General features: G+C 62.6%; 28 protein-coding genes and 1 pseudogene. 5 read left to right on the top strand and 24 right to left on the bottom strand.

Annotation, left to right across the window (positions count from 1 at the left end; all coding sequences use genetic code 11):
- Positions 1-2: 2 nt before the first annotated feature.
- Complete coding sequence (gene truA, locus QF031_RS05355) at positions 3-896, top strand: tRNA pseudouridine(38-40) synthase TruA (protein ID WP_307425055.1); 894 nt, start codon at positions 3-5, stop codon at positions 894-896.
- On the opposite strand, the gene QF031_RS05360 is transcribed toward truA, so the two are convergent.
- Entirely contained in the window at positions 897-2564 is a 1668-nt protein-coding gene (locus QF031_RS05360; protein ID WP_307425059.1) for a sensor histidine kinase, read from the bottom strand.
- 252 nt (positions 2565-2816) lie between these two features.
- Between QF031_RS05360 and QF031_RS05365 the strand changes: the two genes are divergently transcribed.
- Positions 2817-3596 (top strand): response regulator transcription factor, encoded by a 780-nt coding sequence (locus QF031_RS05365; RefSeq protein WP_307425062.1) that lies wholly within the window; start codon positions 2817-2819, stop codon positions 3594-3596.
- Positions 3597-3619: 23 nt separating this feature from the next.
- On the opposite strand, the gene QF031_RS05370 is transcribed toward QF031_RS05365, so the two are convergent.
- The 20 genes and pseudogenes from QF031_RS05370 to QF031_RS05460 all read right to left on the bottom strand — a co-directional run bounded on the left by QF031_RS05370 (position 3620) and on the right by QF031_RS05460 (position 19654).
- Positions 3620-4102, bottom strand: coding sequence for an Hpt domain-containing protein (locus QF031_RS05370; RefSeq protein ID WP_307425064.1), 483 nt, complete (start codon positions 4100-4102; stop codon positions 3620-3622).
- Positions 4103-4196: 94 nt separating this feature from the next.
- On the bottom strand, positions 4197-5081 hold the full coding sequence (locus QF031_RS05375; protein WP_307425067.1) for a type II secretion system F family protein: 885 nt from the start codon (positions 5079-5081) through the stop codon (positions 4197-4199).
- Positions 5082-5088: 7 nt separating this feature from the next.
- Entirely contained in the window at positions 5089-6021 is a 933-nt protein-coding gene (locus QF031_RS05380; RefSeq protein ID WP_307425069.1) for a type II secretion system F family protein, read from the bottom strand.
- A gap of 10 nt (positions 6022-6031) precedes the next feature.
- The gene (locus QF031_RS05385) at positions 6032-7513 is read right to left on the bottom strand and encodes a CpaF family protein (protein WP_307425071.1); all 1482 of its coding nucleotides are present in this window, start codon (positions 7511-7513) and stop codon (positions 6032-6034) included.
- Positions 7513-8706: an AAA family ATPase gene (locus QF031_RS05390; RefSeq protein WP_307425073.1), complete on the bottom strand. Its 1194-nt coding sequence runs from the start codon at positions 8704-8706 to the stop codon at positions 7513-7515. Before QF031_RS05390 ends, QF031_RS05385 begins: the two co-directional genes overlap by 1 nt.
- On the bottom strand, positions 8703-9458 hold the full coding sequence (gene cpaB / locus QF031_RS05395) for a Flp pilus assembly protein CpaB (RefSeq protein ID WP_307425076.1): 756 nt from the start codon (positions 9456-9458) through the stop codon (positions 8703-8705). Before cpaB (QF031_RS05395) ends, QF031_RS05390 begins: the two co-directional genes overlap by 4 nt.
- Before the next feature lie 28 nt (positions 9459-9486).
- Positions 9487-10554 carry a pilus assembly protein TadG-related protein gene (locus QF031_RS05400; RefSeq protein WP_307425079.1) on the bottom strand — a complete coding sequence of 356 codons (1068 nt, stop codon included), beginning with the start codon at positions 10552-10554 and terminating at the stop codon, positions 9487-9489.
- Positions 10551-10925 (bottom strand): TadE/TadG family type IV pilus assembly protein, encoded by a 375-nt coding sequence (locus tag QF031_RS05405; protein WP_307425082.1) that lies wholly within the window; start codon positions 10923-10925, stop codon positions 10551-10553. The genes QF031_RS05400 and QF031_RS05405 overlap by 4 nt, the downstream gene beginning before the upstream one ends.
- A gap of 86 nt (positions 10926-11011) precedes the next feature.
- Complete coding sequence (locus QF031_RS05410; protein ID WP_307425084.1) at positions 11012-11215, bottom strand: Flp family type IVb pilin; 204 nt, start codon at positions 11213-11215, stop codon at positions 11012-11014.
- 267 nt (positions 11216-11482) lie between these two features.
- Positions 11483-11695: a Flp family type IVb pilin gene (locus QF031_RS05415; protein WP_307425087.1), complete on the bottom strand. Its 213-nt coding sequence runs from the start codon at positions 11693-11695 to the stop codon at positions 11483-11485.
- A gap of 8 nt (positions 11696-11703) precedes the next feature.
- Positions 11704-12576, bottom strand: coding sequence for a type II secretion system F family protein (locus QF031_RS05420; protein WP_307425090.1), 873 nt, complete (start codon positions 12574-12576; stop codon positions 11704-11706).
- A 9-nt stretch (positions 12577-12585) separates the two neighbouring features.
- Complete coding sequence (locus QF031_RS05425) at positions 12586-13542, bottom strand: type II secretion system F family protein (protein ID WP_307425093.1); 957 nt, start codon at positions 13540-13542, stop codon at positions 12586-12588.
- Positions 13542-15014, bottom strand: a complete 1473-nt coding sequence (locus QF031_RS05430) for a CpaF family protein (RefSeq protein WP_307425096.1) — start codon at positions 15012-15014, stop codon at positions 13542-13544. The genes QF031_RS05425 and QF031_RS05430 overlap by 1 nt, the downstream gene beginning before the upstream one ends.
- A complete protein-coding gene (locus tag QF031_RS05435) occupies positions 15011-16210 on the bottom strand; it encodes an AAA family ATPase (RefSeq protein WP_307425099.1) in 1200 nt (399 codons plus the stop codon). The genes QF031_RS05430 and QF031_RS05435 overlap by 4 nt, the downstream gene beginning before the upstream one ends.
- Positions 16207-16977 (bottom strand): Flp pilus assembly protein CpaB, encoded by a 771-nt coding sequence (cpaB, locus tag QF031_RS05440; RefSeq protein WP_307425102.1) that lies wholly within the window; start codon positions 16975-16977, stop codon positions 16207-16209. The genes QF031_RS05435 and cpaB (QF031_RS05440) overlap by 4 nt, the downstream gene beginning before the upstream one ends.
- A gap of 21 nt (positions 16978-16998) precedes the next feature.
- Positions 16999-17391: a hypothetical protein gene (locus QF031_RS05445; protein ID WP_307425105.1), complete on the bottom strand. Its 393-nt coding sequence runs from the start codon at positions 17389-17391 to the stop codon at positions 16999-17001.
- 432 nt (positions 17392-17823) lie between these two features.
- Positions 17824-17994, bottom strand: a pseudogene (locus tag QF031_RS21435) (pilus assembly protein TadG-related protein); the annotation flags it as partial.
- The gene (locus QF031_RS05450) at positions 17982-18383 is read right to left on the bottom strand and encodes a TadE/TadG family type IV pilus assembly protein (RefSeq protein WP_307433149.1); all 402 of its coding nucleotides are present in this window, start codon (positions 18381-18383) and stop codon (positions 17982-17984) included. The gene QF031_RS05450 and the pseudogene QF031_RS21435, both read right to left, overlap by 13 nt.
- Before the next feature lie 107 nt (positions 18384-18490).
- Complete coding sequence (locus tag QF031_RS05455) at positions 18491-18718, bottom strand: Flp family type IVb pilin (RefSeq protein ID WP_307425108.1); 228 nt, start codon at positions 18716-18718, stop codon at positions 18491-18493.
- Between the two features lie 264 nt (positions 18719-18982).
- Positions 18983-19654, bottom strand: a complete 672-nt coding sequence (locus tag QF031_RS05460; RefSeq protein ID WP_370874490.1) for a prepilin peptidase — start codon at positions 19652-19654, stop codon at positions 18983-18985.
- Positions 19655-19957: 303 nt separating this feature from the next.
- On the opposite strand from QF031_RS05460, the gene rplM reads away from it, so the two are divergent.
- The 3 genes from rplM to glmM all read left to right on the top strand — a co-directional run bounded on the left by rplM (position 19958) and on the right by glmM (position 22795).
- Complete coding sequence (rplM, locus tag QF031_RS05465; RefSeq protein WP_015937805.1) at positions 19958-20401, top strand: 50S ribosomal protein L13; 444 nt, start codon at positions 19958-19960, stop codon at positions 20399-20401.
- 38 nt (positions 20402-20439) lie between these two features.
- Entirely contained in the window at positions 20440-20946 is a 507-nt protein-coding gene (rpsI, locus tag QF031_RS05470) for a 30S ribosomal protein S9 (RefSeq protein WP_142117185.1), read from the top strand.
- Between the two features lie 487 nt (positions 20947-21433).
- Entirely contained in the window at positions 21434-22795 is a 1362-nt protein-coding gene (gene glmM / locus QF031_RS05475; RefSeq protein ID WP_307425112.1) for a phosphoglucosamine mutase, read from the top strand.
- Between the two features lie 63 nt (positions 22796-22858).
- Here the strand turns inward: glmM and mscL are convergent, their stop codons facing one another.
- The 3 genes from mscL to QF031_RS05490 form a co-directional block, all read right to left on the bottom strand.
- Positions 22859-23263: a large conductance mechanosensitive channel protein MscL gene (mscL, locus tag QF031_RS05480; protein ID WP_307425115.1), complete on the bottom strand. Its 405-nt coding sequence runs from the start codon at positions 23261-23263 to the stop codon at positions 22859-22861.
- 61 nt (positions 23264-23324) lie between these two features.
- On the bottom strand, positions 23325-24179 hold the full coding sequence (locus QF031_RS05485; protein ID WP_307425118.1) for a hypothetical protein: 855 nt from the start codon (positions 24177-24179) through the stop codon (positions 23325-23327).
- A 36-nt stretch (positions 24180-24215) separates the two neighbouring features.
- Positions 24216-25076 carry a M15 family metallopeptidase gene (locus QF031_RS05490; protein WP_307425122.1) on the bottom strand — a complete coding sequence of 287 codons (861 nt, stop codon included), beginning with the start codon at positions 25074-25076 and terminating at the stop codon, positions 24216-24218.

Below are 25076 nucleotides of genomic sequence, written 5' to 3' on the forward strand. Positions count from 1 at the left end.
CTGTGAACCACCAAGAACCCGCGGCCCCCGTTTCAGGGGGCGGCGGGTTTTTGCGTCTCCGGCTTGATCTTTCGTACGACGGCGGCCCGTTCAGCGGGTGGGCCGTGCAGCCGGGACTGCGGACCGTCCAGGGCGTCCTGGAGGAGGCCCTGGAGTTGCTGGTCCGCCGCCCGGTCCGCGTCACGGTGGCGGGCCGTACCGACGCGGGGGTGCACGCGCGCGGGCAGGTGGTGCACCTGGACGTCACGGAAGCCGAGTGGCTGGGGATGGCGCGCGGGCACGAGCTGGATGCCGCCGTCGCCATGCTGCGAAGGCTCCGCGGGGCGCTGAACCGGGGGCTTGGCGACCTTCACGGAGCTGTGGAGGTGCATGCCGTGGTGCCGGCTCCCGCTGGTTTCGACGCTCGCTTCTCCGCTCTCTGGCGGCGCTACAGCTACCGGATAGCGGACGGCCCGGAGCTCTGGGATCCGCTGGAGCGCTACTTCACCCTGTGGCACAAGAATCCGCTGGACGTCTCGCTGCTAAACAAGGGCGCGTCGCAGCTGCTGGGGCTGCAGAACTTCCTGTCCTTCTGCAAGCCGCGTGAAGGGGCCACCACCATCCGGGAGCTGCAGCGGTTTGAGTTCCGGCGCGGCGAGGACGGCGTCATCGTGGCCACCGTCCAGGCCGACGCGTTCTGCCACAACATGGTGCGCGCGTTGATTGGCTCTGCCCTGTACGTGGGCGAGGGAGCCGAGGAACCGGGCTGGCTGCACGAGCGGCTGCTGCTGCAAAAGCGGGACGCCAAGTCGGTCCTTGCCGCCCCGCACCCCCTGGTGCTGGAGGAAGTGGCCTACCCCTCGGACGGTGAGCTGCTGGCCCGCGCCGAGCAGACCAGGGCCCTCCGGAACTCCTAGTCAGAACGCCGGAGGTGGGCCTTCCGCAGGAAGGCTCACGGTGAAGGTGCTGCCTTGGCCCTCACCGCTTTCGCAGACGATGCTGCCGCCGTGCCGCTCGATGATCATCCGGGTGATGGAGAGCCCCAGCCCTGCCCCGGGGATGGCTGCCTTTTGCGCTGATTCGGCGCGGAAGAAGCGGTTGAAAGCCTTCGCCGCGTCTTCCCCGGTCATGCCCATCCCGGTGTCCGTGACGCTCAATTTGACCCACTGCCTGTCCGCCTGCGCGCTGATGCTGACCCTGCCGCCGTCGGGACTGTATTTGATGGCATTGGAGACGAGGTTATCCAGCACCTGCACGATCCGGAGCGGGTCCGCATAAGCCCAGAGCGGTGACGGGACATCCGAGGCGATCTCCACGTGGGACCGCAGGGCCGAGGCCTGGGCCGTGCTCAGGCTGGTCTCCACCAGGCTGGCCAGGTCGGTCCGCTTGGGGTGGACGTTCAGGGTGGTGGAGGCGGAAGCTGTCAGGTCGGTCACGAGGTCCAGCAGCCGTTCGGCGTTGCGCTGCACCACCAGCAGGCGCTGTGCAACATGCGGGGGAAGGGCGGCGGGGTCCTCGAGTACCAGGTCCACGTTGCCAAGGATGGAGTTGAGCGGGGTCTTGAATTCATGCGAGACATTGGAAACGAGTTCCTGGTTGGCAGCCAAGGATTCCACCCAGCCCGTGACGTCGTTGTAGACCACGACGGCGCCGGTGAGCCGGCCGTCCTCGCTGACCAGTGGGCGGGCCGCGGTGGACACTGCGCGTTGCTCAGCTCCTTCGCCCGCCCACACCAGGTAGTCGGCGAAGGACTCACCGGCCATGGCCCGGCTGATGGGCCGCCGGTCGGGCGGAAGCAGCGTGCTGCGGTCCTGGCCGAAGATGAGCTGGTGCCCCTGGCCGGGGACCGCCTCATCGGCTCCCGTGGCGCGCCGGAAGTTGCGCTGCCGGCTGTTGGAGACCAGGAAGTGGCCGGAGCGGTCGACGGCGGCAATGCCGACGTCGGTGGCGTCCAGCACGGTTTCGAGCAGCTTCTCCCGTTCCCGGCTTGCGGCCAGCAGGTCCCGGAGTTCGCGGTCCTTGTCCGCCAGTTCGGCCTGCTGCAGCCGGAGGCTCACGCTGGCGAAGCGGATGGCCAGGGACACCGCGAGCATCATGGCAGGGAACAGAACCACCGTGGTGAGATCCGAGGCGTTCACGGCAGGAAAATGGGCTGCCGCCGAGGGGATCATGATCAGCAGGGGACCCAGGAAACTGAGCACCAGGCTGCTGCGTGCCAGCATGCCGGAGGCGGAAAGCCAGATGACGGGGAAAACCACCAGCACCGCGAGGCCCGGCAGGAGGGGCGCGGCGCCGTTGCGCAGCAAACCGATGGCGGCGAAATCCAGGACGGGAACCAGCAGGTAGGGGCGGTGCGACAGCCGTTCCCACGGGACAAGGAAGCAGCCAAGGAACAGGATTGCATGCAGGAAAATCCCGGCCACGTACAAGGGGCTGTGCGTAAGCGAGGGCCATGCGGAGGGGGTGATCACCGCCAGGACAGCCACAACGAGCGTGAGGGGGAGCTGGCACAACACCACTTGGGCACGGGTGCCCAGCCGGCGGAAGATGCGGCCGGGTCCACGGTGGAACAACGGCTCAGCCATGTTTCTGACTCGTACCCCTTTACGTTTGGAAAGCAGGCGCCGGCAAGGTCTTTCAATTCCCCCAGTTACCTTGGGCAACCACTCTTTCCCCAGATATTGCACATGTCTTGTCATAATAATTGACTTTTCAATTTTTGGGGGCGATACGGATGTCATCAGCCGCGCTTACTAGTAGCGTATAAATGGTTGGAGCGGGATTGGCATTGGCGCTGGGCCAATGGGGGGCCATCTCCGCCTGGCGCAGGGATAGCAATGGACGATCTTGGTGTAGCTGTAGTAATCGAGGATGACGCCGATGTGCGCAACCTCCTGGAAGGCGTGTTGTCCCAGGCGGGCTTCGAAGTGCATACAGCGGTCGATGGGCGGACCGGCGTCGATGTGGTCCGCAGCAAGCAGGCCAACGTTGTGACGCTCGATATTGGCCTGCCGGATATTGACGGGTTTGAGGTCTTACGGCGGATCCGGAATTTCAGTAACGCCTACGTGGTGATGTTGACCGGCCGCACCGAGGAACCGGACCTGTTGTCTGCACTCAATGCAGGGGCGGACGACTACATCGCCAAACCGTTCAGGCCCCGGGAACTCCGGGCGCGGGTGGCGGCAATGATGCGCAGGCCCCGGCATGAGGCGGACGGGCAGGATACCCCCACAACCTGGGGACAGGCCCCCGCTCCCGCCGGCCGCGCGGAACCCGGAGTCATGAAGCACAACGGACTTCTCCTGAACCACCGGACGCGCACGGTGGAGGTCAGAGGTGAGCCGCTGGGGCTGACCCGGAGTGAATTTGACCTGCTCCACGTGCTGCTGAAGGGCGGCGGCGCGGTGTGCACCAGGGCGGACCTGGTGCGGGCGGTCCGGGGCGAGTTCTATGACCGGGACACGTACATCAGCGAGGCAGATGAGCGCGCGGTGGAGGTGCACGTGGGAAACCTGCGGCGCAAGCTCAGGGAAGACCAGCTTTCGCCCCGCTGGCTGCAGACCGTCCGCGGAGTCGGATACCGGCTGGCGCCGCGGCGCCCTGACGACGCGTAGGCGCCCACCCCTGGGCCTTAGGGCTAGCCCTTTTCCAGGATGTAGGTTTCCTGAAGCTCGGACACGGTGCGTGCCCCGTCCTGGGCCACACCGGCCATCATGGCCTGGCCCTGGAGGAAGTCACCCTGCCGGATCAGGCCTTCCAGGAGTTCGGCGAGCCTCGCCAGGCGTACTCCGCCAACCATTGCGGAGCTGATCTTGAGGCTGATGACCGCGTCCAGGGCCAGGTCCTCGTCCTGGCTGTGGACTGCTGTTTCCAGCCGGGCCAGGCGCAGGTCCCACATGGCGGCGTAGTCACGGGCGAAGCGCTGGGCCAGCCCGGGGCCGGCCAGTTCCTCTTCGAGCTCGTCCAGGACTGCGGCATCAATCAGCGGCAACAAACCCGCCGCCTCCAGTGAGTGTCCCATGCTGGGAGCAGGAACGGCAGGAGCAGGCAGAGCGACCCCCGGCAGCGTGGAGTCCGCAGCGGGGCTCTTTCCGCTGGAACCGGGATCGGTACTGTGCATTGTTCAAGGCTACTTCCTGGAAATCCTTCGTTGGCCTATTTCTCATCATTCTGTGGAAACCTTGAGACAACCTTGCCGTCGGCCTGAGTATCCATTACTGCCCGCTGAACGTCGCGATGGTGTTGATCACGGCCGGTCCCAGAATGGCTATGAAGAGGACCGGGAAGATGAAGAACAGCAGTGGGAACAGGATCATGACAGGCAGCTTCATGGCCTTCTCCTCGGCCCGCTGGCGCCGCTTGACCCGCATGACCTTGGCCTGGACGCGCAGCACCCGGCTGATCGCGATGCCGTACGTATCGGCCTGCACCACGGCCTGCACAAAGCTGCGCAGTTCCGGAATGCTGGTCCTTTCAGCCAGGGCGATATAGGACTCCCTGCGGCTGCGTCCCACCTGCATGTCCTGCAGGGTGCGCACCAGTTCCTCCGCGAGCGGGCCCTTGCCGTTCTCGCCGGCCCGGGCCATGGCACCTTCGAAGCCGAGGCCTGCTTCCACGGAAATGAGCATCTGGTCCAGCGTGTTGGCCAGCTCCAGCTGCATCGCCTTCTGCCGCTCCTGGCCCTTGCTGTACAGGAGCAGGTCCGGGATGAAGTAGCCCAGGAAGAGGACGAAGAGCCCGGCGAGTTTCATTATCGGCGAGCTGCCGATGGAGGTCAGATACAGGCCGACCGCAGCACCCGCCAGTCCGATGCCCAGTTTTGACCCCAGGACCTTGCCAAGCGGCATGGAAGCAGGACGGCCCGCGAGGGAAAGCAGCCGGTCCAGGAACGCCACGTAGGCAGGGGGAGTGAGGCGCCGGCCAATGCCTTCCAGCAGGCCAGGTTTGGACGCGGATGCAGCAGTCACGGGCGGGGCGCCGCGGGACAGCAGGTCGGCGACCGCTACGCGCCCCTGTTTGTCGACGGTGAGGACGGACCAGGCCAGCGCCGCCACCGGAATGCAGACCAGCAGGACGGAGAGGAGGACGATCAGGTTCACGGGGTCCTCAGAACTTCAGGTCGATGATCTTGCGCATCCAGAGGGCGCCGATGGTCATCAGGACAAAGGAGGCGCCGATCATCACCCAGCCCAGGGGATGGGTGAACATCGAATTCATGTAGCTGGGGCTCACCGCCAGCAGCATGGCCACGATGCCGAACGGCATGGCGATGAGGATGTAGGCGGAGAACTTGCCTTCCGCGGCCAGGGCCTTGATGTGGCCCTTGATCTCCGCGCGCTCGCGGATGGTCTCGTTGACCTGGTCCAGCACTTCGGCTAGATTGCCGCCCACCTCGCGGTTGATCTGGATGGCCTGCGAGATCCACACGAAGTCCTCGTTCTTCATCCGGTCCGCGGTGTCGTTGAGGGCGGCGAGCAGGTCGCGACCCAGGCTGGTTTCGGTGATCACGCGCCGCATCTCCTCGGACGTGGGCTTCTGGGACTCGGTTGCAGCTGCCTCAATGGCACGCAGGATGCTGTGTCCGGCCCGCAGTCCGCCGGAGAGCAGCTGCAGCGTGTCGCCCAGTTGGCTGTCGAAGGCAGTGCGGCGCTTGCCGGCCAGGAATCCGAGGACCAGTTTGCCCACGAGGGGTGCCAGCAGGGCGAGCAGCAGCCCCACCAAGGGACCCACGGTCACCGTGCCCACCAGCATCCCGACGCACGCGCCGATCCCGACCAGCAGCAAGAATTCAGCCTGGCTGAGCCGCAGGCCCGCGTTCTCCAGCTCCGGGCGGGAGAAGAGCTTGACGTTCCGGCCGCCAAGCAGCCGTTCAAAGGACCTGACGCCGGAGAGTGCCAGGCGGGACAGGGAGGACGGCGGCTCGGGCTCAAACGGACGACGGCGGTCCAGCGGCACCGAGGGTGCGCTCGGCAGGAGCACGGCCACCCCGAGCAGGCAGATGGCCGCGAGAAGGATTGCACTTCCGATAGCGATGATCATGAGTGCGTCCCTACTTCGCGCCGGGCGACAGCGGCCCGGCGAAAACGGCCGGGGACACATGGATGCCCAGGTCCTCGAACCGGTCAATGAACCGGGGCCGGATGCCAGTGGCAACAGGCTTTCCCATAAACCGGCCCTGCGCGTCCACGCCTGCGGAGTAGTCGAAGACGAAGGCATCCTGGAGGGTGACGATGTCGCCTTCCATGCCCTGCACCTCGGTGACGTGCGTGATGCGGCGGGAGCCGTCGCGGAGCCTGGAGATCTGGACGATGAGGTTCACGGCGGAGGCAATCTGCTCACGGATGGCGCGCAGCGGAAGATCCATGCCGGCCATCAGCACCAGGGTCTCGAGGCGGGCCACGGCGTCGCGGGGGGAGTTGGAGTGCACGGTGGAGAGGGAGCCGTCGTGGCCCGTGTTCATGGCCTGCAGCATGTCCAGCGACTCGCCGCCGCGGACCTCGCCCACCACGATGCGGTCCGGACGCATACGGAGCGAGTTGCGGAGGAGCTCGCGGATGGTGACCTCGCCCTTGCCCTCGGTGTTGGGCGGGCGGCTTTCCAGCCGGACCACGTGGTCCTGCTGGATCTGCAGTTCCACCGCATCCTCGATGGTGACGATCCGTTCGTCGTGCGGCAGGAAGGAGGACAGGACGTTGAGGAGCGTGGTCTTGCCCGTGCCCGTGCCGCCGGAGACGATGATGTTCAGCTTGGCTTTGACGCAGGCGTTGAGCAGCTCGGCCATCTCGGGTGTCAGCGTGCCGAAGTCGATCAGGTTGCGGACCGTCAGCGGGGTCTTGCTGAACTTACGGATGGTCAGCGAGGATCCGCCCACGGCCAGCGGCGGAATGACGGCGTTGACACGGGAGCCGTCTTCGAGGCGGGCGTCCACCAGCGGCGAGGACTCGTCGATGCGGCGGCCCACCTTGGACACGATGCGTTCGATGACCTTGCGCAGGTGCTCCTCGGAGCTGAAGCGGGACTCGGTGAGCGTGAGCTTGCCTTTGCGCTCGACGTAGATCTGGTCCATCCGGTTGACCATGATTTCGGTGACGGCGGGATCGTCCAGCAGGCGCTGGAGGGGGCCGTAACCGAGGACGTCGTCGGCCACGTCCTGTACCAGGCGGCTGCGTTCCTCGGGCGTCAGCGGCACCTGCTCGGCGTCGACGATGCGGGTGAGTTCTTCCTTGGCGGTGCTCCGCAGTTCCTTCTCGGTGACGGCGGCGTCGTTGAAGCGTGTTCCCATCCGCTCGAACAGTGCGGTGGCCGCCCTGTCCTTCATGGCTGCGAAGACGTCCACCTTGGGTGCCGTGGGCACCTGCTGCGTGCCGGCGTCGTACGTTGAAGGCACGACGGCGGCGTGGGAGGGCAGGTGCCCCTCCGTGCTTTCCGTGGGGGACGGCGAAGGCGCTGGTGCCGGACGGGGCGGCTCCAGCAGCGCGGTGCCGGATGCTTGGCGGCTTTGGGCCGCGTTGATGCGGTCGGAGAGTTTCATCAGATGACGACCCTTCGGTGGAGCTTCCGCTGGGTCTGTGTGCGCCAGGCCGGGTTGAAGCGCTCCACCAGCTGGCGGAGGCTCTTGACGGCGGGGTCCTTTTTGGATTCCTGGAGGACGGGGATGCCGCGGTTGGTGGACAGGGCCACGGCGCGGGAGCGCGGGACGCTCACGTCAACCGGGGCACCGATGGTGGATTCGACGTCCCGGACGTTCAGGCCGGCCTTGGCGTCGGCCATGTTGAGGACCACGTGGCGGGATTCGGGCATGATGTCCAGCTGGCGGAGGACCTCCAGGCCGGAGCGGAGGCCGCGGAGGCTGGGGATGTCCATGGCGCTGACCCAGACCACGTCGGTGCACTGTTCCATGGCGGCGAGCCCGATTTCCGGCATGCCGGGGGCGGTGTCGATGACCACGTACTGAAATTCCTGGGCCAGCTGTTCCAGCAGGTGGCTGACCTGTTCCGGGGTGATGTGGTCCGCGTCGACCGGGTTGGGCGGTGCGCACAGGGCGTAGATGCCGGCAGGGTGCACGGTGAGGAAGGCCTTGAGGACCAGGGGGTCCTGGGCGGCGGCGGGGGTGACGGCGTCGGTGACAGTGTGCTGCGGGTTGAGGTAGAGGCCGGAGGCGACGTCACCGAACTGCAGGTCAAGGTCCACTATGACCACGCTCATGGGCGCAATCTGGCCCAGGCCAATGGCGATGTTGGTGGCGAGGGTGGTCTTGCCCACGCCGCCCTTGGGGGAGAAGACGCCGATGACCAGGCCGTTGCCGTTCTCTGCCTGCTGCGTCTCCGGGCCCCGGTGGCGGGTGGCGAAGGACTGGCAGGCGCGTTCCAGCAGCACCCTGATTTCGGCGGCGTCGGCCTGCGGACTGAGGATGTCGCGGATGCCGGCGCGCATGGCGTTGAGGAGTGCGGCCGATTCGATGTCGCTGACCAGGACCAGGCTGAGGCCGGGGAGCTGGACGTCGAAGACCTTGGCGAACCTCAAGGCCTCTTCATACGGGACGTCGGGTCCGATGATCAGGACCTCCGGCTGCTCCTGGTTGAGGAGGCCGAACAGTTCCGCCGGGCCTGCGGGGAGGATGTCGCTCGCGATGGTCTGGACGGTGCCGCGCAGGCCGTTGGCGACGGCGGCGCGCAGTTTCTGGTCGAAGTCGGCGTTGGGGGAGAGGAGGACGAAGCGGCTCATTTGTACACCGTGTCCTTCCTGGCGATGAAGCCGCCGTTATCCTGGGCGTCGAGGGGTTCCTTGGTAAGCCAGAGGCTGCCATTGATGGTGGTGAAGATGATTTTGTTGGCGTCAACGTCACTCACCGCCACAGTCACCATGAAGGAGCCCTGGGGAAGGGTGGTGTCCTGCGGGTTCGTGCCATCCGTGGTCTTGTTCGCGTCGGCTGGCTGCGGTGCCCGCTGGACCGCCGTGACCAGGACCTTGCGGAGGGCGAGTTGGGTTGTGGGCTCGCTGGGCTTGCTCTTATCCGCGCCGCCCGGGAAGCTGAACGCCATGGCAACGTGGTCGCCGGCTTCGAGACGTCCACCGACAACCATCTTGGGTTCCAGTTCGAATGTCACTTCCTGCAGCCCCGCGGGCACCTTTGGGGCGCCGCTGGCCTTGGCATCCTTTGGTGCCACAAGGCGTTCCGCGAGGAGCTGTTCGCCCGGGACAAGGTCCACGGCAGCGACCGTTCCGCCCTTGCCATCCAGAGACGTGAGCGCGCTGGTGGCTACGCCGGCCGCGGGCACGTCCTCAATGACGAGCGAGGCTGTCATGTCGTTCACCGGAGTTCCGGAGGGGATGGCCTTTTGGACGACCAGGACTTTCTTGGGGTTGGTGCTCGCCATCGCCCGTGCGTCCGCGCCGTTGGCATACACGATGATGAGGAGGGCTCCCACAAGCGCCAGGGCTACTGCGGCCGTTCCGGCAAGCATGCGAGACTTCACGTTGGACTCCGTGGTGTTGTTGGGTGGATCAGAGGGAAAGACGAACGATAGTGGCGCCGTAAGGACTGACGGGGCCGAGGGTGTAACCATCGGCAAGCGAGACGTACGTCACGAATTCTCCGATGACGCCCCTGCAATCGCCTGTGCATGTAGCAGTAGCAGCCGAGCCCGACCCTTTAGGGGCGGTGTTGCTGAACGAGTAGGGGGTGACGTTGTCCTGCCCGCTGAACTTCCAGCCGACGATATTGAAGGCGGCGAAGGCCGTGAGGTGGTAGACGGCACCAGCACCAGTGCCAGTAACTTTGTCAAAAACCGGGAGGAGAACGACAGCTTTGCGCCCGCCCCTGATGTCGGCAGCCCAGCCATTGAGTGTGGCCTCGCAGTTGCTGGGGGCGCTGTTGCCCGTTTTGGTACTCGTTGGATCGCTGCCGCCTTTGTCGATGCTCAAATCGATGCTGGCGCTGCACTTCCCGGCGTCCTGGGCCAGCCAGCCGAAGCCTCCCGGCACAGTCCCCCCGGAGGGAAGGGTGCAACCGGGGTTCGCGGATTTACTGTCCTTGTTTTGAAGGACCTGCAGGCCTTTGTCCACCATGTTCTGCACCTGGCAAATGGAAAAAGCGAGTGGAAACGCCGTGGGCCCTTTATTCGGGCTGCCCCAGACGGCCGAAGCCTTTGCGCCGACCTCTTTCGAAGGGATGCCAAGGACTCCGGCGAAGAAGAGGGAGACCGAGTTATCAGGTGCTCCGTTCTCCTTGGCCGTTGTGGTGACCGATATAGTCCTGGCCGTCGTGTTCAACTGGATGTTGTTCACGTTGCTCATGCCGTCTAAGGCGTTCTGGTTCGCGAGGCTTCCCGCCAGCGTCGAAGTCGTTGAACACACCGTCGTATCGGCAGTGTTCCTTGCGCATTTTTGCGCGACTGCAATTGCAGAAGCATCGGCGCCGTTTTGAAGTTGGGCGCGCTCCGAGTAGATCCGACCGACGTCGATGGCGATGGCCACGAACCCTAGGAGAGTCACCATCAGAATGGCAACGATGACGCTGATCGCGCCGCGCTCGCCGTGCAGCGTGGGTGAGGTCCCCTTGTTCCAGCTCACCCTCCGCACAGCATGACTCCCTTGCCTGTCATAGGGAACGGGCCGGCGATGCCGGTGATCGTGGAGAGCGTGTAGTTGATAGTGACTGTCACTTGGGTTCCCGTGGTACAAGTCGACGGGTTCACATTCACTGCGGAGGCGGAAATGGTGGAACTGACCGAAGCCGCCGCGTTTGCAGCAGCTGTTTTGGCTCCGGTTGGATCGTTGTTAATCGCCATGACCCGCACACCGTCGCGGGCAGCGTTGGTGAGGGTGATCTGGGCGTTGTAGGCCCGGCCGAATTCGATGGTACCCAGCACGAGCATCAAGAGGAGGGGCAGCAGGATCGCGAATTCGACCGCGGCTGCGCCGCGTTCCGAATCACGTTTCACCTGCTGCACCTCCTCTTGAATTGCTTGTTTCTGCCGGCAAAGTGCCCCCGTTTCGATATGGGGTCCGGAACGGCGTTCGGGTGTTGCTACGGGGTGGGGATGGCCGTCTTGGACGGGTGCGCGATGTCGGTGGAGACGCCGCTGAACATTGTGCCGAGCTGGCCGCCAAGTGTGCTGACCGCGACGATGATGACGACGGCGATGAGGGCGACCATGATGCCGTATTCAACGGCGGTTGCGCCTTTTTCACTGCGAAGACGGATCATGATGTTGGTGTAGAGAGAAAGCATCTGAGACTCCTGTGCGAGACGGATTGGCTGGCCCTGCACCAGCACTAAGTCGAAGTTAGCAACGCTTGATTGGACATTGACCGGATCTTGCAACATCCTGCGTAAAGCCTGTGCGGAGTAGCCCTTCACAGCGCTTTTGCTTCGCCTTTATTGGGCAAAAGTTGACGCTTCACGGATTTGGGGCATACAAAAGGACCCCCTCGGTTCTGGGTGCCGAGGGGGTCCGGTATTTGGGGCGCCAGAAGGCGCGGTGGGCAGGTGTGTCGCTTACGGGATGTCGAGAGCCGCCTTGATTCCTGTGCTGAGGAAGCCGAAAAATCCGTTGAGCGAAAGCCCGAATATGCCTACGCCTGCCAAGATTACGATTGCGATGAAGCCGACCGTAATCCCATACTCAGTGGCTGTGGCCCCTCTCTCCTGATGTCGAAGGCTCAAAACAAAGTCACTAGTAAAGAAAGAAATCCGCGCCAAATTCGTCATGACTCCTCCTACGAAATCGCAGCGGCGATATTCATGACTGCGGGCCCCAGCAGGATGATGAACAGCGTGGGAAAAATGAAGAAGATCAGGGGGAACAGGATCTTAACGGGAATCTTCATTGCATGTTCTTCGGCGCGCTGCCGGCGCTTGAGGCGCATGTCGTGGGCCTGGACCTTCAAGACCTTGGCGATGGCAATGCCGTACGCGTCCGCTTGGACTACGGCGCGAATAAAAGAGCGGAGGTCAGGTACATCAACGCGGTCGGACAGCGCCAGGTAGGCCTCTTTGCGTGATCGTCCCACCTGGATGTCCTGCAGGGTGCGGATGAACTCCTCTGCCAAGGGTCCACCTCCGTTCGACGCCGCACGGGCCATTGCGGCCTCAAAGCCGAGACCGGCCTGTACCGAGATCAACATCTGGTCCAGGGTGTTCGGTAGCTCCAGCCTGATCGCGTCCCTGCGCTTCTCGGCATTAGTGCGGACCAACAGGTCGGGGGCAAAGTAACCAAAGGCAGTTGCTGCCATCAGGATGGCCAAGCGGCCTGGACCAGGTTCAGCCAGTAGGTAGATGAGCCCCAGAACGCCGCCGCCCAAACCCAGCAGTGGCTTCACAGCCAGAAGCCGTTCCAGTGGCCATGTCTTGGGACGGCCGAGCCCTGCAAGTTGTTTGTCCAGCCAAGCGGCATAGCTGCCGGGTGTGATGCGGCGGGTGAGGCCGCTGAATTGGGTGGCGAAACCAGGACGTGCCGCGTCCCGGGCCCGCTGACCCAGATTTGCCTGAATGTTCCGTATGGCCACGCGGTCGACGGCAAATACAGCCCAAACAAGATATGAGACGGGAAGAACAATGGCGAGCATGGCGCCAAGTGCAATGGGTGACACGTCGCCCTCCTAATACTTCGGCTTGATGAGTTTACTGAGCCACAGGCCGCCAGCAGTCAGCATCACGCCGGCCGCCCCCAGCATCAGATAGCCGGGGACCGTGGATGTAAATGTCCTGGAATATTGCGGGTTGATTAAGATCAACGCGAAGAAAAGCACCACCGGCAATCCCATCAGGACGGCAGCCGACATCTTGCCTTCCGCACTGAGAGCCTTGACCTGCCGGCGTATCTGGTTCCGGTCGCGGATCGTTTCGCCCACATGGTCGAGTACCTCAGCAAGATCCCCGCCGACCTCCCGGTGGATCTCGATTGCCTGGGCAATCCAGCTGAAGTCTTCGCTCGTCGTTCGGTCGGCTACATCCAGCATGGACGCACCTAGGTCCCTCCCTATTCTTGTCTCATTGACAATCCTGATCAGTTCCTCCGACATCGGGGCGTCCGTTTCTTTTGCGGAGGCGTCGATGGCCCGCAGGAGACTGTGCCCGGCGCGCATACTGCCGCTGAGCATTTGAATAGTGTCCGGCAGTTGCTCATCAAACTTCGCTCGACGCCGCGATGCCAGCAGCGACAGGTAGCCGACCATGCCGGCAGGAACGGCAGCCAAGAGAATGACTGCAAAGAAGAGCCCGCCAAGCATGAAGCCCAAGACTGCCCCCACCGAGGCTCCCGCACCCATCATCAGGAGGTAGTCAGCCGGTTGCGTTTTGAGGCCGGCCCGTTCCAGCTTGTCGCGGTTTACCATGAAACCGCTGCCACCCTTGAGTCGCTTGTTGATGGCCGCGACGACCGAATCCGTTAGTATCGTCAATCCCTTGGCCGCCGAAATAGCTTCGTCGGGCCGTCGCCGGGACAACGGAATGACGTTCGTCGGTTTGAAAACGACGGCGAACAGGATAATGATCCCAACGAATATCAGAAGGATCCCAGCTGCGAAGACCCCAAATGGCATTTCAGCGATGTCCATCACCGCCTCCCCGCAGCCTGTGCGCCAAAGACGGCCGGTGAGATCCGGATCCCGAGTTCCTCGAACCGGTCAGTGAAGCGCGGCCGGACACCAGTGGGGATCGGCTTTCCGAGGAAGCGGCCGTTTGCATCAATTCCCGCTGAGTAGTCGAAGACGAAGGCGTCCTGCAGGGTAACGATGTCGCCTTCCATTCCTTGGACCTCGGTGATGTGGGTGACACGGCGCGAACCATCGCGAAGCCTTGAGATGTGCACAATTAGGTTCACTGCGGAAGCGATCTGTTCCCGGATGGCGCGGAGGGGAAGATCCATTCCAGCCATGAGAACCAGGGTTTCCAGGCGGGCTACGGCGTCGCGGGGCGAATTCGCGTGGACCGTGGAGATGGAACCGTCGTGGCCGGTGTTCATAGCTTGCAACATGTCCAGCGATTCACCTCCGCGGACTTCACCAACAACAATCCGGTCCGGCCGCATACGGAGTGAGTTACGGACCAAGTCGCGGATCGAAACCTCGCCCTTGCCTTCAATGTTGGCGGGCCGGCTCTCCAGCCGGACCACGTGGGCCTGCTGCAACTGGAGCTCGACCGCATCTTCAATGGTGACGATGCGGTCCGTGGCGGGAATGAAGGAAGACAATACATTCAGCATGGTGGTCTTGCCGGTGCCCGTACCACCCGAGACGATGATGTTCATTTTTGCGAGCACGCACGCTTGGAGCAATTCAGCCATCTCAGGGGACAGACTTCCGAAACTGATGAGCTTCTGGACGGTGAGCGCCTCGCGGCCGAACTTTCGAATTGTCAGCGAGGCACCGTTGACGGCGAGCGGCGGGATGATGGCATTCACGCGCGAACCATCAGCCAAGCGGGCGTCCACCAGGGGGGAAGACTCATCAATTCGCCGGCCAATTCGGGTAACGATGCGTTCGATGACCCGGCGAAGCGCATCTTCGCTGGCAAATTTGGTGTCGGTCAGGAAGAGTTGGCCATGCCGCTCTACGTAGATCTGATCTGCCCGGTTGACCATGATTTCAGTGACCGTCGGGTCGTCGAGGTAGCGCTGCATGGGGCCGTGCCCTAGTACGTCGTCGATAATTTCACGGGTAAGCCGTTGACGCTCTCCTGTGGACAGGGGCACTTGCTCCTCGTCCACCACAGCTTTCAGTTCGTCTTTCACAAACCGGTGCAGCTCTGACTCCTCCATCGAGGAGTCAGTGATCCTGGACCCCAGCCGTTCGTACAGCACAGCGCTGGCGCGCTCCTTAAGGGTGGACAAAGCCTCACTTGCAGCACCTGCGCTAACCTGCACGTTCACAGGTATGGATGCCTGTTCGGCGGCTTGGGCTCGCTGGATAGAGCTGAGGGTAGAGGGGGCTGCGGCGGCCATGACTGGCAAGTCTCCGGCATATGCGTCGTCAGCCAGCGACTGATCGTCGTCACCCCGCAACTTGGCAAATCGGTTAGAGAGACTCATGACACTACCGCCCTTCGATGCAACTTCTTACGGGGAGCTTCCCAAGTAGGTTTGAAGCGCTCGACGAGCTGCCGCAGACCTTTTGCCGCGGAGTCCCTGCTGCCGTCCTGCAATAAGGGGACACCCTTATTGGTCGAAAAGGGAACTGTCCGCGAGCGTGGGAGCACGACGTCGACGGGGGCGCCGATCGTTGCCTCGACGTCCTGGACGGTCAGCCCGGTCTTGCGGTCCGCCATGTTCAGCACGACGTGCCGGTTGTCTGGTAGCAGATCGAGTTCCGAGAGGATTTGAAAACCAGTGCGCAGGCCTCGAATGCTGGGAATGTCCATTCCACAGACCCACACAGCATCGGTTGCTTGCTCCAGTGTGGCCAAGACGTGCTCACCCAGCCCCGGAGCAGTATCGACCACAACGTACTGAAATTCAGAGCGCAGCTGGCTTAGGAGATGCGTGATGTGTTCGCCGCTGATCCGGTCCATCTCGATGGGGTTGCGTGGTGCGCAGAGTGCATAGATGCTGCCGGGGTGGAGCGAGAGGTACGTCTTCAGGACCATGGAATCCTGGCTGGCCGCACCTACCACGCCATCAGTGATCGTAAATTCCGGCTCGAGCATCAGGCCGCTCGCGACGTCACCGAACTGAAGGTCGAGGTCGACGATGACTACGCTCATCGGAGCAATCTGGCCCAACCCTATGGCGAGGTTGCTGGCGATGGTGGTCTTGCCGACACCACCTTTCGGGGACATAACTGCGATGACTCTCCCGCCGTCGGCATTTGCTCCTTCCCCTGCTGTCGGAGCCAATCCACGACGGCGGCCTGCAGCAGACAGACTGGCCCGTTCCACCAAGGCGCGCACCGTGTCTGAGTCAGCCGACGGCGAGATGATGTCACGGATTCCGGAGCGCATGGCGCTAAGCGCTGTCTCGCCGTCGTCTTCTGCTGTGAGCACAAGACTGATTTCGGGATACCGAAGATCCAGGACCGCGGCAAACTTCAGCGCCTCATCCAGAGGGAGCCCAGGCCCGAGAATCAGAACTTCGGGTGGTTCTCCACTTTGCTGCCGCAGGATGTCCTCAGGAGCTTCGGGAAAATAGGCCGCCTGGTAGAACTGCAGGGACCCGCGAAGGGGAGCGATTGAGGCCCGGACCTTCCGTTCGTAGTCTGCTGAAGGGGAAATCAAAATGAAACGGCTCATTGGAATACCTTTGACTGATTGACCACGCCGGTTGTGCCTTCAATGGCATCTGCCGGCTCCTTGGAGAGGTAGACCTTCCCGAATTCCGCGGCGTACACCAGTTTCTCCGTGTCGACGGCGTTCCTAGCGAAGGTGACCAGATACGAACCGTTTGACACCTGTTTCTTTTGGTTCGTGGAATTGAGCGCCCCTGACGAACTTGTTTGTGTTGTCGCTTCAGCTTCAGTCTGTGCGGGGGCCCCTGAGCTGAACTGAACCGCCGTTACCAGCACCTTGTGGAAGGTGAACTGCGTGTTTCCCCCGGTGGCTTGATCGTTTGTGGAGATGAAAACGCCCACGCTATCGCCAGCCCTGATAGTGCCGCCGACTACCCGATCGATGTCAAGACGAACGCTAATTTCTTGCAGGCCGGTAGGGACAGCAACCCGCGCCGGTCCTAAGTAGGCACTGGCATCCACCAAACGGCTGCTGAGGAGCTGCTCGCCTGGAACGAGCGCCACTGAAGTGACAGTTTCGCCCAATGCACCGAGGTCGCGCACTCCATCGGCTGCGACGGCGGTGCGCGGCACGGCCTTTGTTGTGACGTATTGCGCGAGCTGGTTGGCCGGAGTTCCGGCCGGAACGTTCTGTTTAACAACGAGGACGTCTTGCGTTTCCGTGTTTGCCAGCGCGCGGCGATCCGCGCCCTGAACGTAGTTGAATAGGAGTACTGTCCCCAGAACTGCCACAACGAGCGCGGCGATGCCTCCCAGTAGGCGTGCTTTCATGTTCTTTCCCCTTTGATTCCTTTACTTGACCAGATGTGGCGGCAGCGATGCTCCGCCCTCGGTGTAGCCGGCGCCGCTGTATGTGGATGGATCTGCGACCCATTCCACAAACCTTCCTGCTATTCCTCGTGAATTTGCTCCTCCGGGGACAGCCACTCCCCCGGAAACTCCACCGTTGAAGCGGTAGCCTTCCAGCTTGAACGCTGCCCAACCCTCGATGATGTACTTTCCACCGGCACCGTTGCCCGTCACACCGCTATAGACAGGGAATAGGATCACCTTGTTCAGGTTGTTCGCCAGGGCAATCTTGCACGCGTTGGGGACACTGATACTGGTATTGCTTTCGAGATACATATAGCCCGATCCATCTGAAGCGGTCTTTACGCTGGTTGAACAGGTGGCTGCGTCATCCAATACAGCAAAGTGAAATCCGCCTGGCAGCGCACTCACATGCGCAGTCGATCCATCCCCTGGGCATGTGGCGTACGCAGGCGGGGGGTCCTTGAGATACAAGTACTGAAGTACTCCGCTGGTGGAGTCTATTTGGCACGGGGCGAAGGCCATCGGTAGCGTTGCTGGGCCTATAAGGGGTCCTCCCCAACCAGCTATCGCAGTAGCGCCGACTGCAACACCGGGGCCATCGGTGAGAGCACTCGCGAAGAGCTTCGACAAGGTATTCCCGTTAGTGGAGGAGTTTTTCGTTTTGGTGACTACTCTGACCTGCCCTGCGACCGAGGTTGTGTCGACTAGGTCAACGGTGCTCTTACCGTCCAACGAGTTCTGATTTGCCAAAGGGGCAGCCAATCCGGCGTCACAGGCGCCCTGTGCGCAGCTCTGCGCTACCGCGAGAGCGCCGGCATCCGCTGCGTTCTGCAATTGACCGCGCTCCGAATAGATCTGTCCGACGTCAACTGCGACAGCACCCATACCGATAAGGACCAACATCGAGATGACGACCATTACTCCAGCTACACCCTCTTGCCCGTGTAGTTGAGCCCTCTTCATCAGCCACTGCATCGCATGGCTCCTACTCCAGTTGTGACAAATGTGTTTGCAAACGAGATGCTGGTGCCTTGCACGTCCAGCGCGAAACCCGTTGGGGAATTGAAGGTGTGTTTGACAGTTACCTGGACGGTTTGGTCCGTTCCGGAGCACGTTGTGGGGGTGAGGACGAAGTCGCCGGCCGAGAGGCCGCTTCCGGGAGCGCCCAGGATTCCCTGTGCCGTCGCCTGGGACCATGATTTGGTAACGGCGTAGGTCCTCGCAGCTTCGCGGGCGGCCTGACTAAGGGAGATTTGAGTGTTGTAGGCGTATGAGAACTCGACGATCCCCGCGATCAGCGCCAGAAGGAGGGGCGCGACCAGGGCCAGTTCAACGGCAACGGCGCCACTCTCCCGCCTATGCACCCTTCGAATGCGATTCAACGAAGCTCCTCAAGTCGGTGTACAAGTAGCGGGGGCCGCAGCCCACGAGTGGGTGCGGCCCCCATGGGAGATTCGGTTACTGGGATCTGCTACGGCCCGGCAGGAGCGGCAGGAGTCGTCCAGCCGGCCACGATGCCGCCGAGGTTGTCAAACCAAGTGTTCAAGGCGCCGCCGAAGATACCTACGCCGCCGACGAGTACCAGCGCGATCAGACCGACCAACAGTGAGTACTCCGTCGCAGTTGCGCCCTTTTCAGATTCGAACCGATCCTTGACGTTAGCGACAAAAGCCATCATTGAGACCATCAGAGAAGTCATTGTATTTTCCTTAATTCGGTGAAATTGGATCTATCTGATTTCAGCGAACTTCCAGCTGCCCTCATAAATCTTTAGCGGCTGGACTTCGCTAAGAAGAGATTGTCACTGGGGGGTGTGGGGCAACAATGCGTAGTGGTACTCGACTTTTTTGGCAGACCCTAAAAGTACGTACTCGAATGGGCAAGCCAGTACTCAGTCAGTGTTTGCAGGCACGCGAAGGACTACTTGGGCTGCTGGTTGGACCGGTGGCGGTGGCAGAAGGAACTACGGCGGTGGGGACTGGGTGACGAAGAGCGTGACTACCGTGAGGGCGCCGAGCATCGAGGGTCCGTGAGCTACTTCCGCGGCTCTATTCCGGCCTTTTCTGCTGATCACCATTATCGAAACGACGCCGTTCAGGACGAACCCAAGGAGGCCACCGTAGAGGAGGTGGCTCCACCCTAGGTACCCGAGGTAAAGGCCGACAGGGGCTGCGAGCTTCACGTCGCCCATTCCGATGGCGCCAGGAGAAATAAGTCCCAAAGTCAGGTAGGCGGCAAACAAAATGACCGCTCCCAGGGCTGCCCGAAGCAAATTATCAGATTGCTTACCAAATACTCCTGGCAACAAAAGTAGGAAAAGGCCGCCGGCCAGAAGTATCAATACGAGGGGATTGGGGAGCAAATGGAGCGCCACATCGATCCGCCCGAGCTGTGCACCCAATACTGCGAGTAAAAAGAAGCCTGGAAGACTTAAGGAGAAACCAAAATGCGCCGCGAAGGCGGCGCAGACGAGGCCGGTGAGTGCCGCCGTCGTAATTCGTGTCTGGAAACGGGGTAGGTCACCAAGCCTGGGAAGCAGCCTGGCGATCATGGTCTCGGCGATGGGGGAGAGGATGGCTCCCAAAAGGGCTGCACCAAGGACTAAGAGCATAGTGATGGAGTATGAGTTCGCCACTGACACCACTGCATCCCCCTGCGTTGAACGAGCCAGCGTGACCCCAGTGGCCTCCGGCTACCTCATTTTGACCCCGAACCACCTGACGCGCTAATCTTGGTAGTCGTTGTGCGTGTCCTATTCCGATGGTGCGTGCCCGCTTGAGGATCCGGTTGCAGGATAACTACTCAACGTGCACATTCGGAACTTCAGGATGACTGGTTACATGGAGCCCTCACCTCTGTTCCGGTAGCGCGCAGACAGTAGGTGCGCGAGCTAGCGACACCTAAACAAGAACGCCAGAACAAGAACGAGGCAAACACCGTGCGTACGTACACCCCGAAGCCCGGCGATATCAACCGCCAGTGGCACGTCATTGACGCCACCGACGTTGTCCTTGGTCGTCTTGCAAGCCAGACCGCAATCCTGCTGCGCGGCAAGCACAAGGCCACATTCGCATCCCACATGGACATGGGCGACTTTGTCATCATCATCAACGCCGAGAAGGTAGCCCTGACGGGCGCCAAGCTGGAGCAGAAGCGGGCATACCGCCACTCCGGTTACCCGGGCGGCCTGACCTCTGTCAACTACGCGGAACTGCTGGAATCCAACCCGGTCCGCGCCGTTGAGAAGGCCATCAAGGGCATGCTCCCCAAGAACTCCCTGGCTGCCCAGCAGCTCGGCAAGCTGAAGGTGTACCGCGGTGCTGAGCACCCCCACGCCGCCCAGCAGCCCAAGACTTTCGAAATCACCCAGGTCGCCCAGTAGTCCTGGCCACCAAACAACTTATCTATACAAGGAGAATCGTGGCTCAGAACGAAGAGACCACCGAGGTCGTCGAGGCCGAGGAAAACCTGACCAGCTACACCTCTGAAAGCTCAGCTGCTGACGCCGCTGCGCCGAAGAAGGAGCGCCCGGCCCTGACCGTTGCCGGCGCAGCAGTTGGCCGCCGCAAGGAAGCCGTTGCACGCGTTCGCGTTGTGCCCGGCTCCGGCAAGTGGACCATCAACGGCCGTGCGCTGGACAACTACTTCCCGAACAAGCTGCACCAGCAGGACGTCAACGAGCCCTTCAAGATCCTTGATCTTGAAGGCGCCTACGACGTTATCGCCCGTATCCACGGCGGCGGCATCTCCGGCCAGGCCGGCGCCCTGCGCCTCGGCATCGCCCGGTCGTTGAACGAGATCGACGTCGAGAACAACCGCGCTACCCTCAAGAAGGCCGGCTACCTCTCACGTGACGCCCGCGTCATCGAGCGTAAGAAGGCTGGCCTCAAGAAGGCCCGTAAGGCTCAGCAGTACTCCAAGCGCTAAATCCGCTTACACAGAAGCCCGTCCCGCCGTTTGGCGGAGCGGGCTTCTGTCATTTAACGCCACTTGGAAACGACGCCTGTTCCGGATCGCATTGACGCGGCTAGAAATCACCCGTATCTTCGCTTGAGACCGACCACTTCGAGTGGATCTGGATCGGCTGTAATAAGCAGCTGATCAAGTGTGGATATGAGCCATGCGACTTCCCGTAATTGGATTTCGCGCTATGCCGTATTGAACCAAGGTCACCTATGTGAGCCGAAATGCCGCTCTTCGGGCCCTCCAAGCCATTCAACGCTCGGGCGATGACAGGAGGCGAGAGGCCAGCCTGTATCCCTGTTCTCTCTGCTCCCGATGGCACCTGACATCGCAGCGAGTCGGTGGAGTATGGAAGAATTTTCAGCCGCGCTCAGGTGTCTGAGAAGGCACAAAATGCGCGCTCTGACCAGCGGTTTCGAGGCGCAGCGACCCCATCCTCTACACTTGACCGGTGTCTAGATTATTTGGAACAGATGGTGTCCGGGGGCTGGCCAACGGCCTGCTGACAGCAGAACTGGCCCTGCAGCTGGCCCAGGCGGCCGCCGTCGTACTCGGCCATGACCGTGCTGCCAACGGTGCGAGGCCCCGCGCCGTGCTGGCCCGGGATCCCCGCGCCAGCGGCGAATTCATTGCCGCAGCCGTGGAAGCCGGCCTTTCCAGCTCAGGGATCGACGTCTACGACGCGGGCGTCCTGCCCACCCCCGCCGCCGCCTACCTCGTTGCGGATCTGGACGCGGACTTCGGCGTCATGATCTCCGCCTCGCACAACCCCGCTCCGGACAACGGCATCAAGTTCTTCGCCCGCGGCGGCCAGAAGCTCCCCGACGAGGTGGAGGACGCCATCGAAGCCCAGATGAGCAAGGAAGCCGTCCGCCCCACCGGCGCCGACGTGGGCCGCATCCAGCGCTTCTCAGACGCCGAGGACCGCTACATCGTCCACCTGCTCCGCACCCTTCCGCACCGCCTGGACGGCCTCACCGTGGTGCTGGACTGCGCCAACGGTGCCGCCAGCGGCTGCTCGCCCCAGCTTTTCAAGGACGCCGGTGCCGAAGTTATTGTCATCGGCGCAGATCCTGACGGCTTGAACATCAACGACGGCGTCGGCTCCACCCACCTCGGCCCGCTCAAGGAAGCCGTGGTCAAGTACGGCTTCAACCTGGGCATCGCCCACGACGGCGACGCCGACCGGTGCCTCGCCGTGGACCACGAAGGCAACGAGGTGGACGGCGACCAGATCATGGCCATTCTCGCCGTCGCGCTCAAGAAGTCCGGCAAGCTGAAGGACGATGTCCTGGTGGCCACGGTCATGAGCAATCTGGGCCTCAAGATCGCCCTCCGCGAGGCCGGCATCACCATCGTGGAAACGGCAGTGGGGGACCGCTACGTCCTGGAAGGCATGCGCGACGGCGGCTACAACCTGGGTGGCGAACAGTCCGGCCACGTGATCTTCTCCGACCACGCCACCACCGGTGACGGCCTCCTCACCGGCCTGCAGCTCGCCGCGCAGGTAGCGCTGACCCAAAAGCCGCTCAAGGAGCTGGCCACCGTGATGACTAAGCTCCCGCAGGTCCTCATCAACGTCAGGGGCGTGGACCGCAGCCGAGTCAGCAGCAACGACGTCCTGGCCCAAGCCGTCGCCGCGGCGGAAGCAGCGCTCGGCGAAACCGGCCGCGTTTTGCTCCGACCCTCCGGCACAGAGCCCGTGGTTCGCGTGATGGTGGAAGCCGCCGACGAAGAGACGGCCCAGTCCATCGCCGAGCACCTGGCCCAGGTGGTCCGGACCGAGCTCGCGCTGGAGCTCGCCTCAAACTAGCGCACCAAAGAGTTGTGGCCCGCCTCCCAGCAGGGAGGCGAGCCACTTTGCGTTAAATAACACTTACACCGAGCGTTCCTTCAGCGCGTCCCGGATCTCGGTCAACAGCGCAACCTGCGGGTCCTCGGCGGCATCCTTCTTCACGTCCTGGTTGATCCCCAGCCGGCGGTTGCGGCGCTCGATCATGATGTTCATCGGCATGACCACCACAAAGTAGATGGCGGCGGCAATCAGCAGGAAGTTCACCACGGCGGTCAGCAGTACCCCGAACTCGATGGCGTTGCCGTTCAGCTCCACCCGTGCGAAGCTGTCGAAATTGGGCGCGCCCACCAGGCCGGAAACGAAGGGCATCAACACCTTGTTCACCAGCGCCGTCACCACCGCGCCGAACGCAGTACCCATGACGACGGCCACGGCAAGGTCAACCACATTGCCCTTCATAATGAAGTTCTTGAATCCACTAAGCATGGAAACCAAGCTAGCCCAGTTTCACTGGCTTCCCGAACGAGGTTTTCCCACGCATTCCTCGTTAAAAGTGACGCTCAGCTCTCCTCTTGCTGCGGTACCGCTCAAGGGTGGTCAAGAATTCCTCCGCCGTAACCCCCTCCAGCGTCAAGCCGTACCTGTCGTCAGTGGCGTCTCCCAGCTCGCGTGCGAGGCTCTCATCGCTGGGGGCATTCTCCAGAAGGTGCCTCGCGAACGCACGGGTGAGGTGCCGGAGATGGTGCGTCCTGTATGCGAACTCGTCGCCCCAGGAGTAGCCAGTCGAGGTCACAAGCTGACTGTGGTAGTTGTCCTGCACGGATCGAAGTGCTTGAGCGGTAAGGAGCATGTTGCTAATCGCGTGTCTGGAGTACTGCCTATCAGCAACCTCAGTTAAACCAGTGGGCTCCTCTAGCCCCAGAGCTGTCCAGGCATCGCGAATGATGCCGGTATTTGGTGGCAGAAAGGTGAAGTAGTCCCGGATGTAGCGTTCGCCAGAATACCTGTGCCTGAATTCGCTAATGAATCGGGCCGTTCCATAGTAGTAGGACCTGTAGTGGTCCGGGTCACCGTCGGTGCAGCGGATACCGTGCGCTTCTGAGAAAGGACCGCTGTTGTTCAGGTCGTCGTCAAAGGCTGCGAGGACCTCGTATGAGAAGGTGCCAAAGTATTTCAGGCCCTTCTCCAGTCGCTCCCGCTCGTACGCACGCTGTGAATTCATGAAATCGCGATGTTTGCGGTAATGCTCCGGCGTCAGGTTGAGTTGCTTCTTGCGCTCATCAGCAATGGCCGCAGTCCGCTCCGCCTGCTCCCTGTCAAAGACATCGATGCGGAGTTGAAAGTCGCGTCGTGCTCGGTCCGTTAGCTCTGCCAGAATGAGCTGGCGGTCACGGTCAGTCATAGGCACAGCATAGGGGTGCCAGCAGCTAGGGCGCGCCTACAGGTACGCCGGCGCCGCCTCCAGGCCGAAGTATTCCTCCAGAGTGCCGATGCCGCGGTTCAGCATGTCCGTCGCCGCCTCCACCCCCACGTACCGCAGGTGCCACGGCTCGTAGTAATACCCCGTGATGGGATGCAGCATCCACGGATACCGCACCACGAACCCGAACCGGTGCCCGTTCGCCTTTGCCCAGGTCGCCGCGGGCTGGTCGGCGAAGCACGGTTCGAAGCTGCAGGCGCCTCCGCCGTCACCGATGTCGAACGCCCACCCCGTCTGGTGTTCCGAGTGGCCGGGGCGGGCGCTGGCGGTGTCGGCGTCGGCCTGGCCCCGCGCCGCGACGTACCCGTTGTAGGTGGCCACCTGCGTGGTGTACGAGCGGTAGCCACTGGCCAGGACCATTGCCACGCCATCCCGCGCGGCGGCCGCGAACATCGCCTCGGCCGCCGCCGCCGTCGTGCTGTTCAGAAGCACCGCCTCACCCGCAGCAGAAATGGCCACGGCGGGACGCACCAAGGCGGCCGGCACATAGTCCGCCGGTTTCAGCGCCCGGTGCTTGTTCACAACGACCCACGGGCTGGCCGGGTCGTCAAGCGAAAACTGCCGCGCCAACGTGGCTGACGGGGACGGCGTGGGGGACGGCGCCTCCGGTGGCTGGCCCGCCGCGGCCGTTTCCGCCGTCGGGCTGGCCGAAGCAGTGACGGCGGCAGGGGAGGAGGCTGCAGATGAAGCAGTGGACGACGACGGCGCCACCGCCTTGGGTGCCTCCGGCGAGCAGGCGGCCAGGACAGTCAGCCCGGCTCCGGCTGCGAGGAAACGGGTGAAGCTGCGACGGCTGGAGGACCCGCATTGGTAGCACAC

Source organism: Pseudarthrobacter defluvii, assembly GCF_030816725.1.
Classification (GTDB): domain Bacteria; phylum Actinomycetota; class Actinomycetes; order Actinomycetales; family Micrococcaceae; genus Arthrobacter; species Arthrobacter defluvii_A.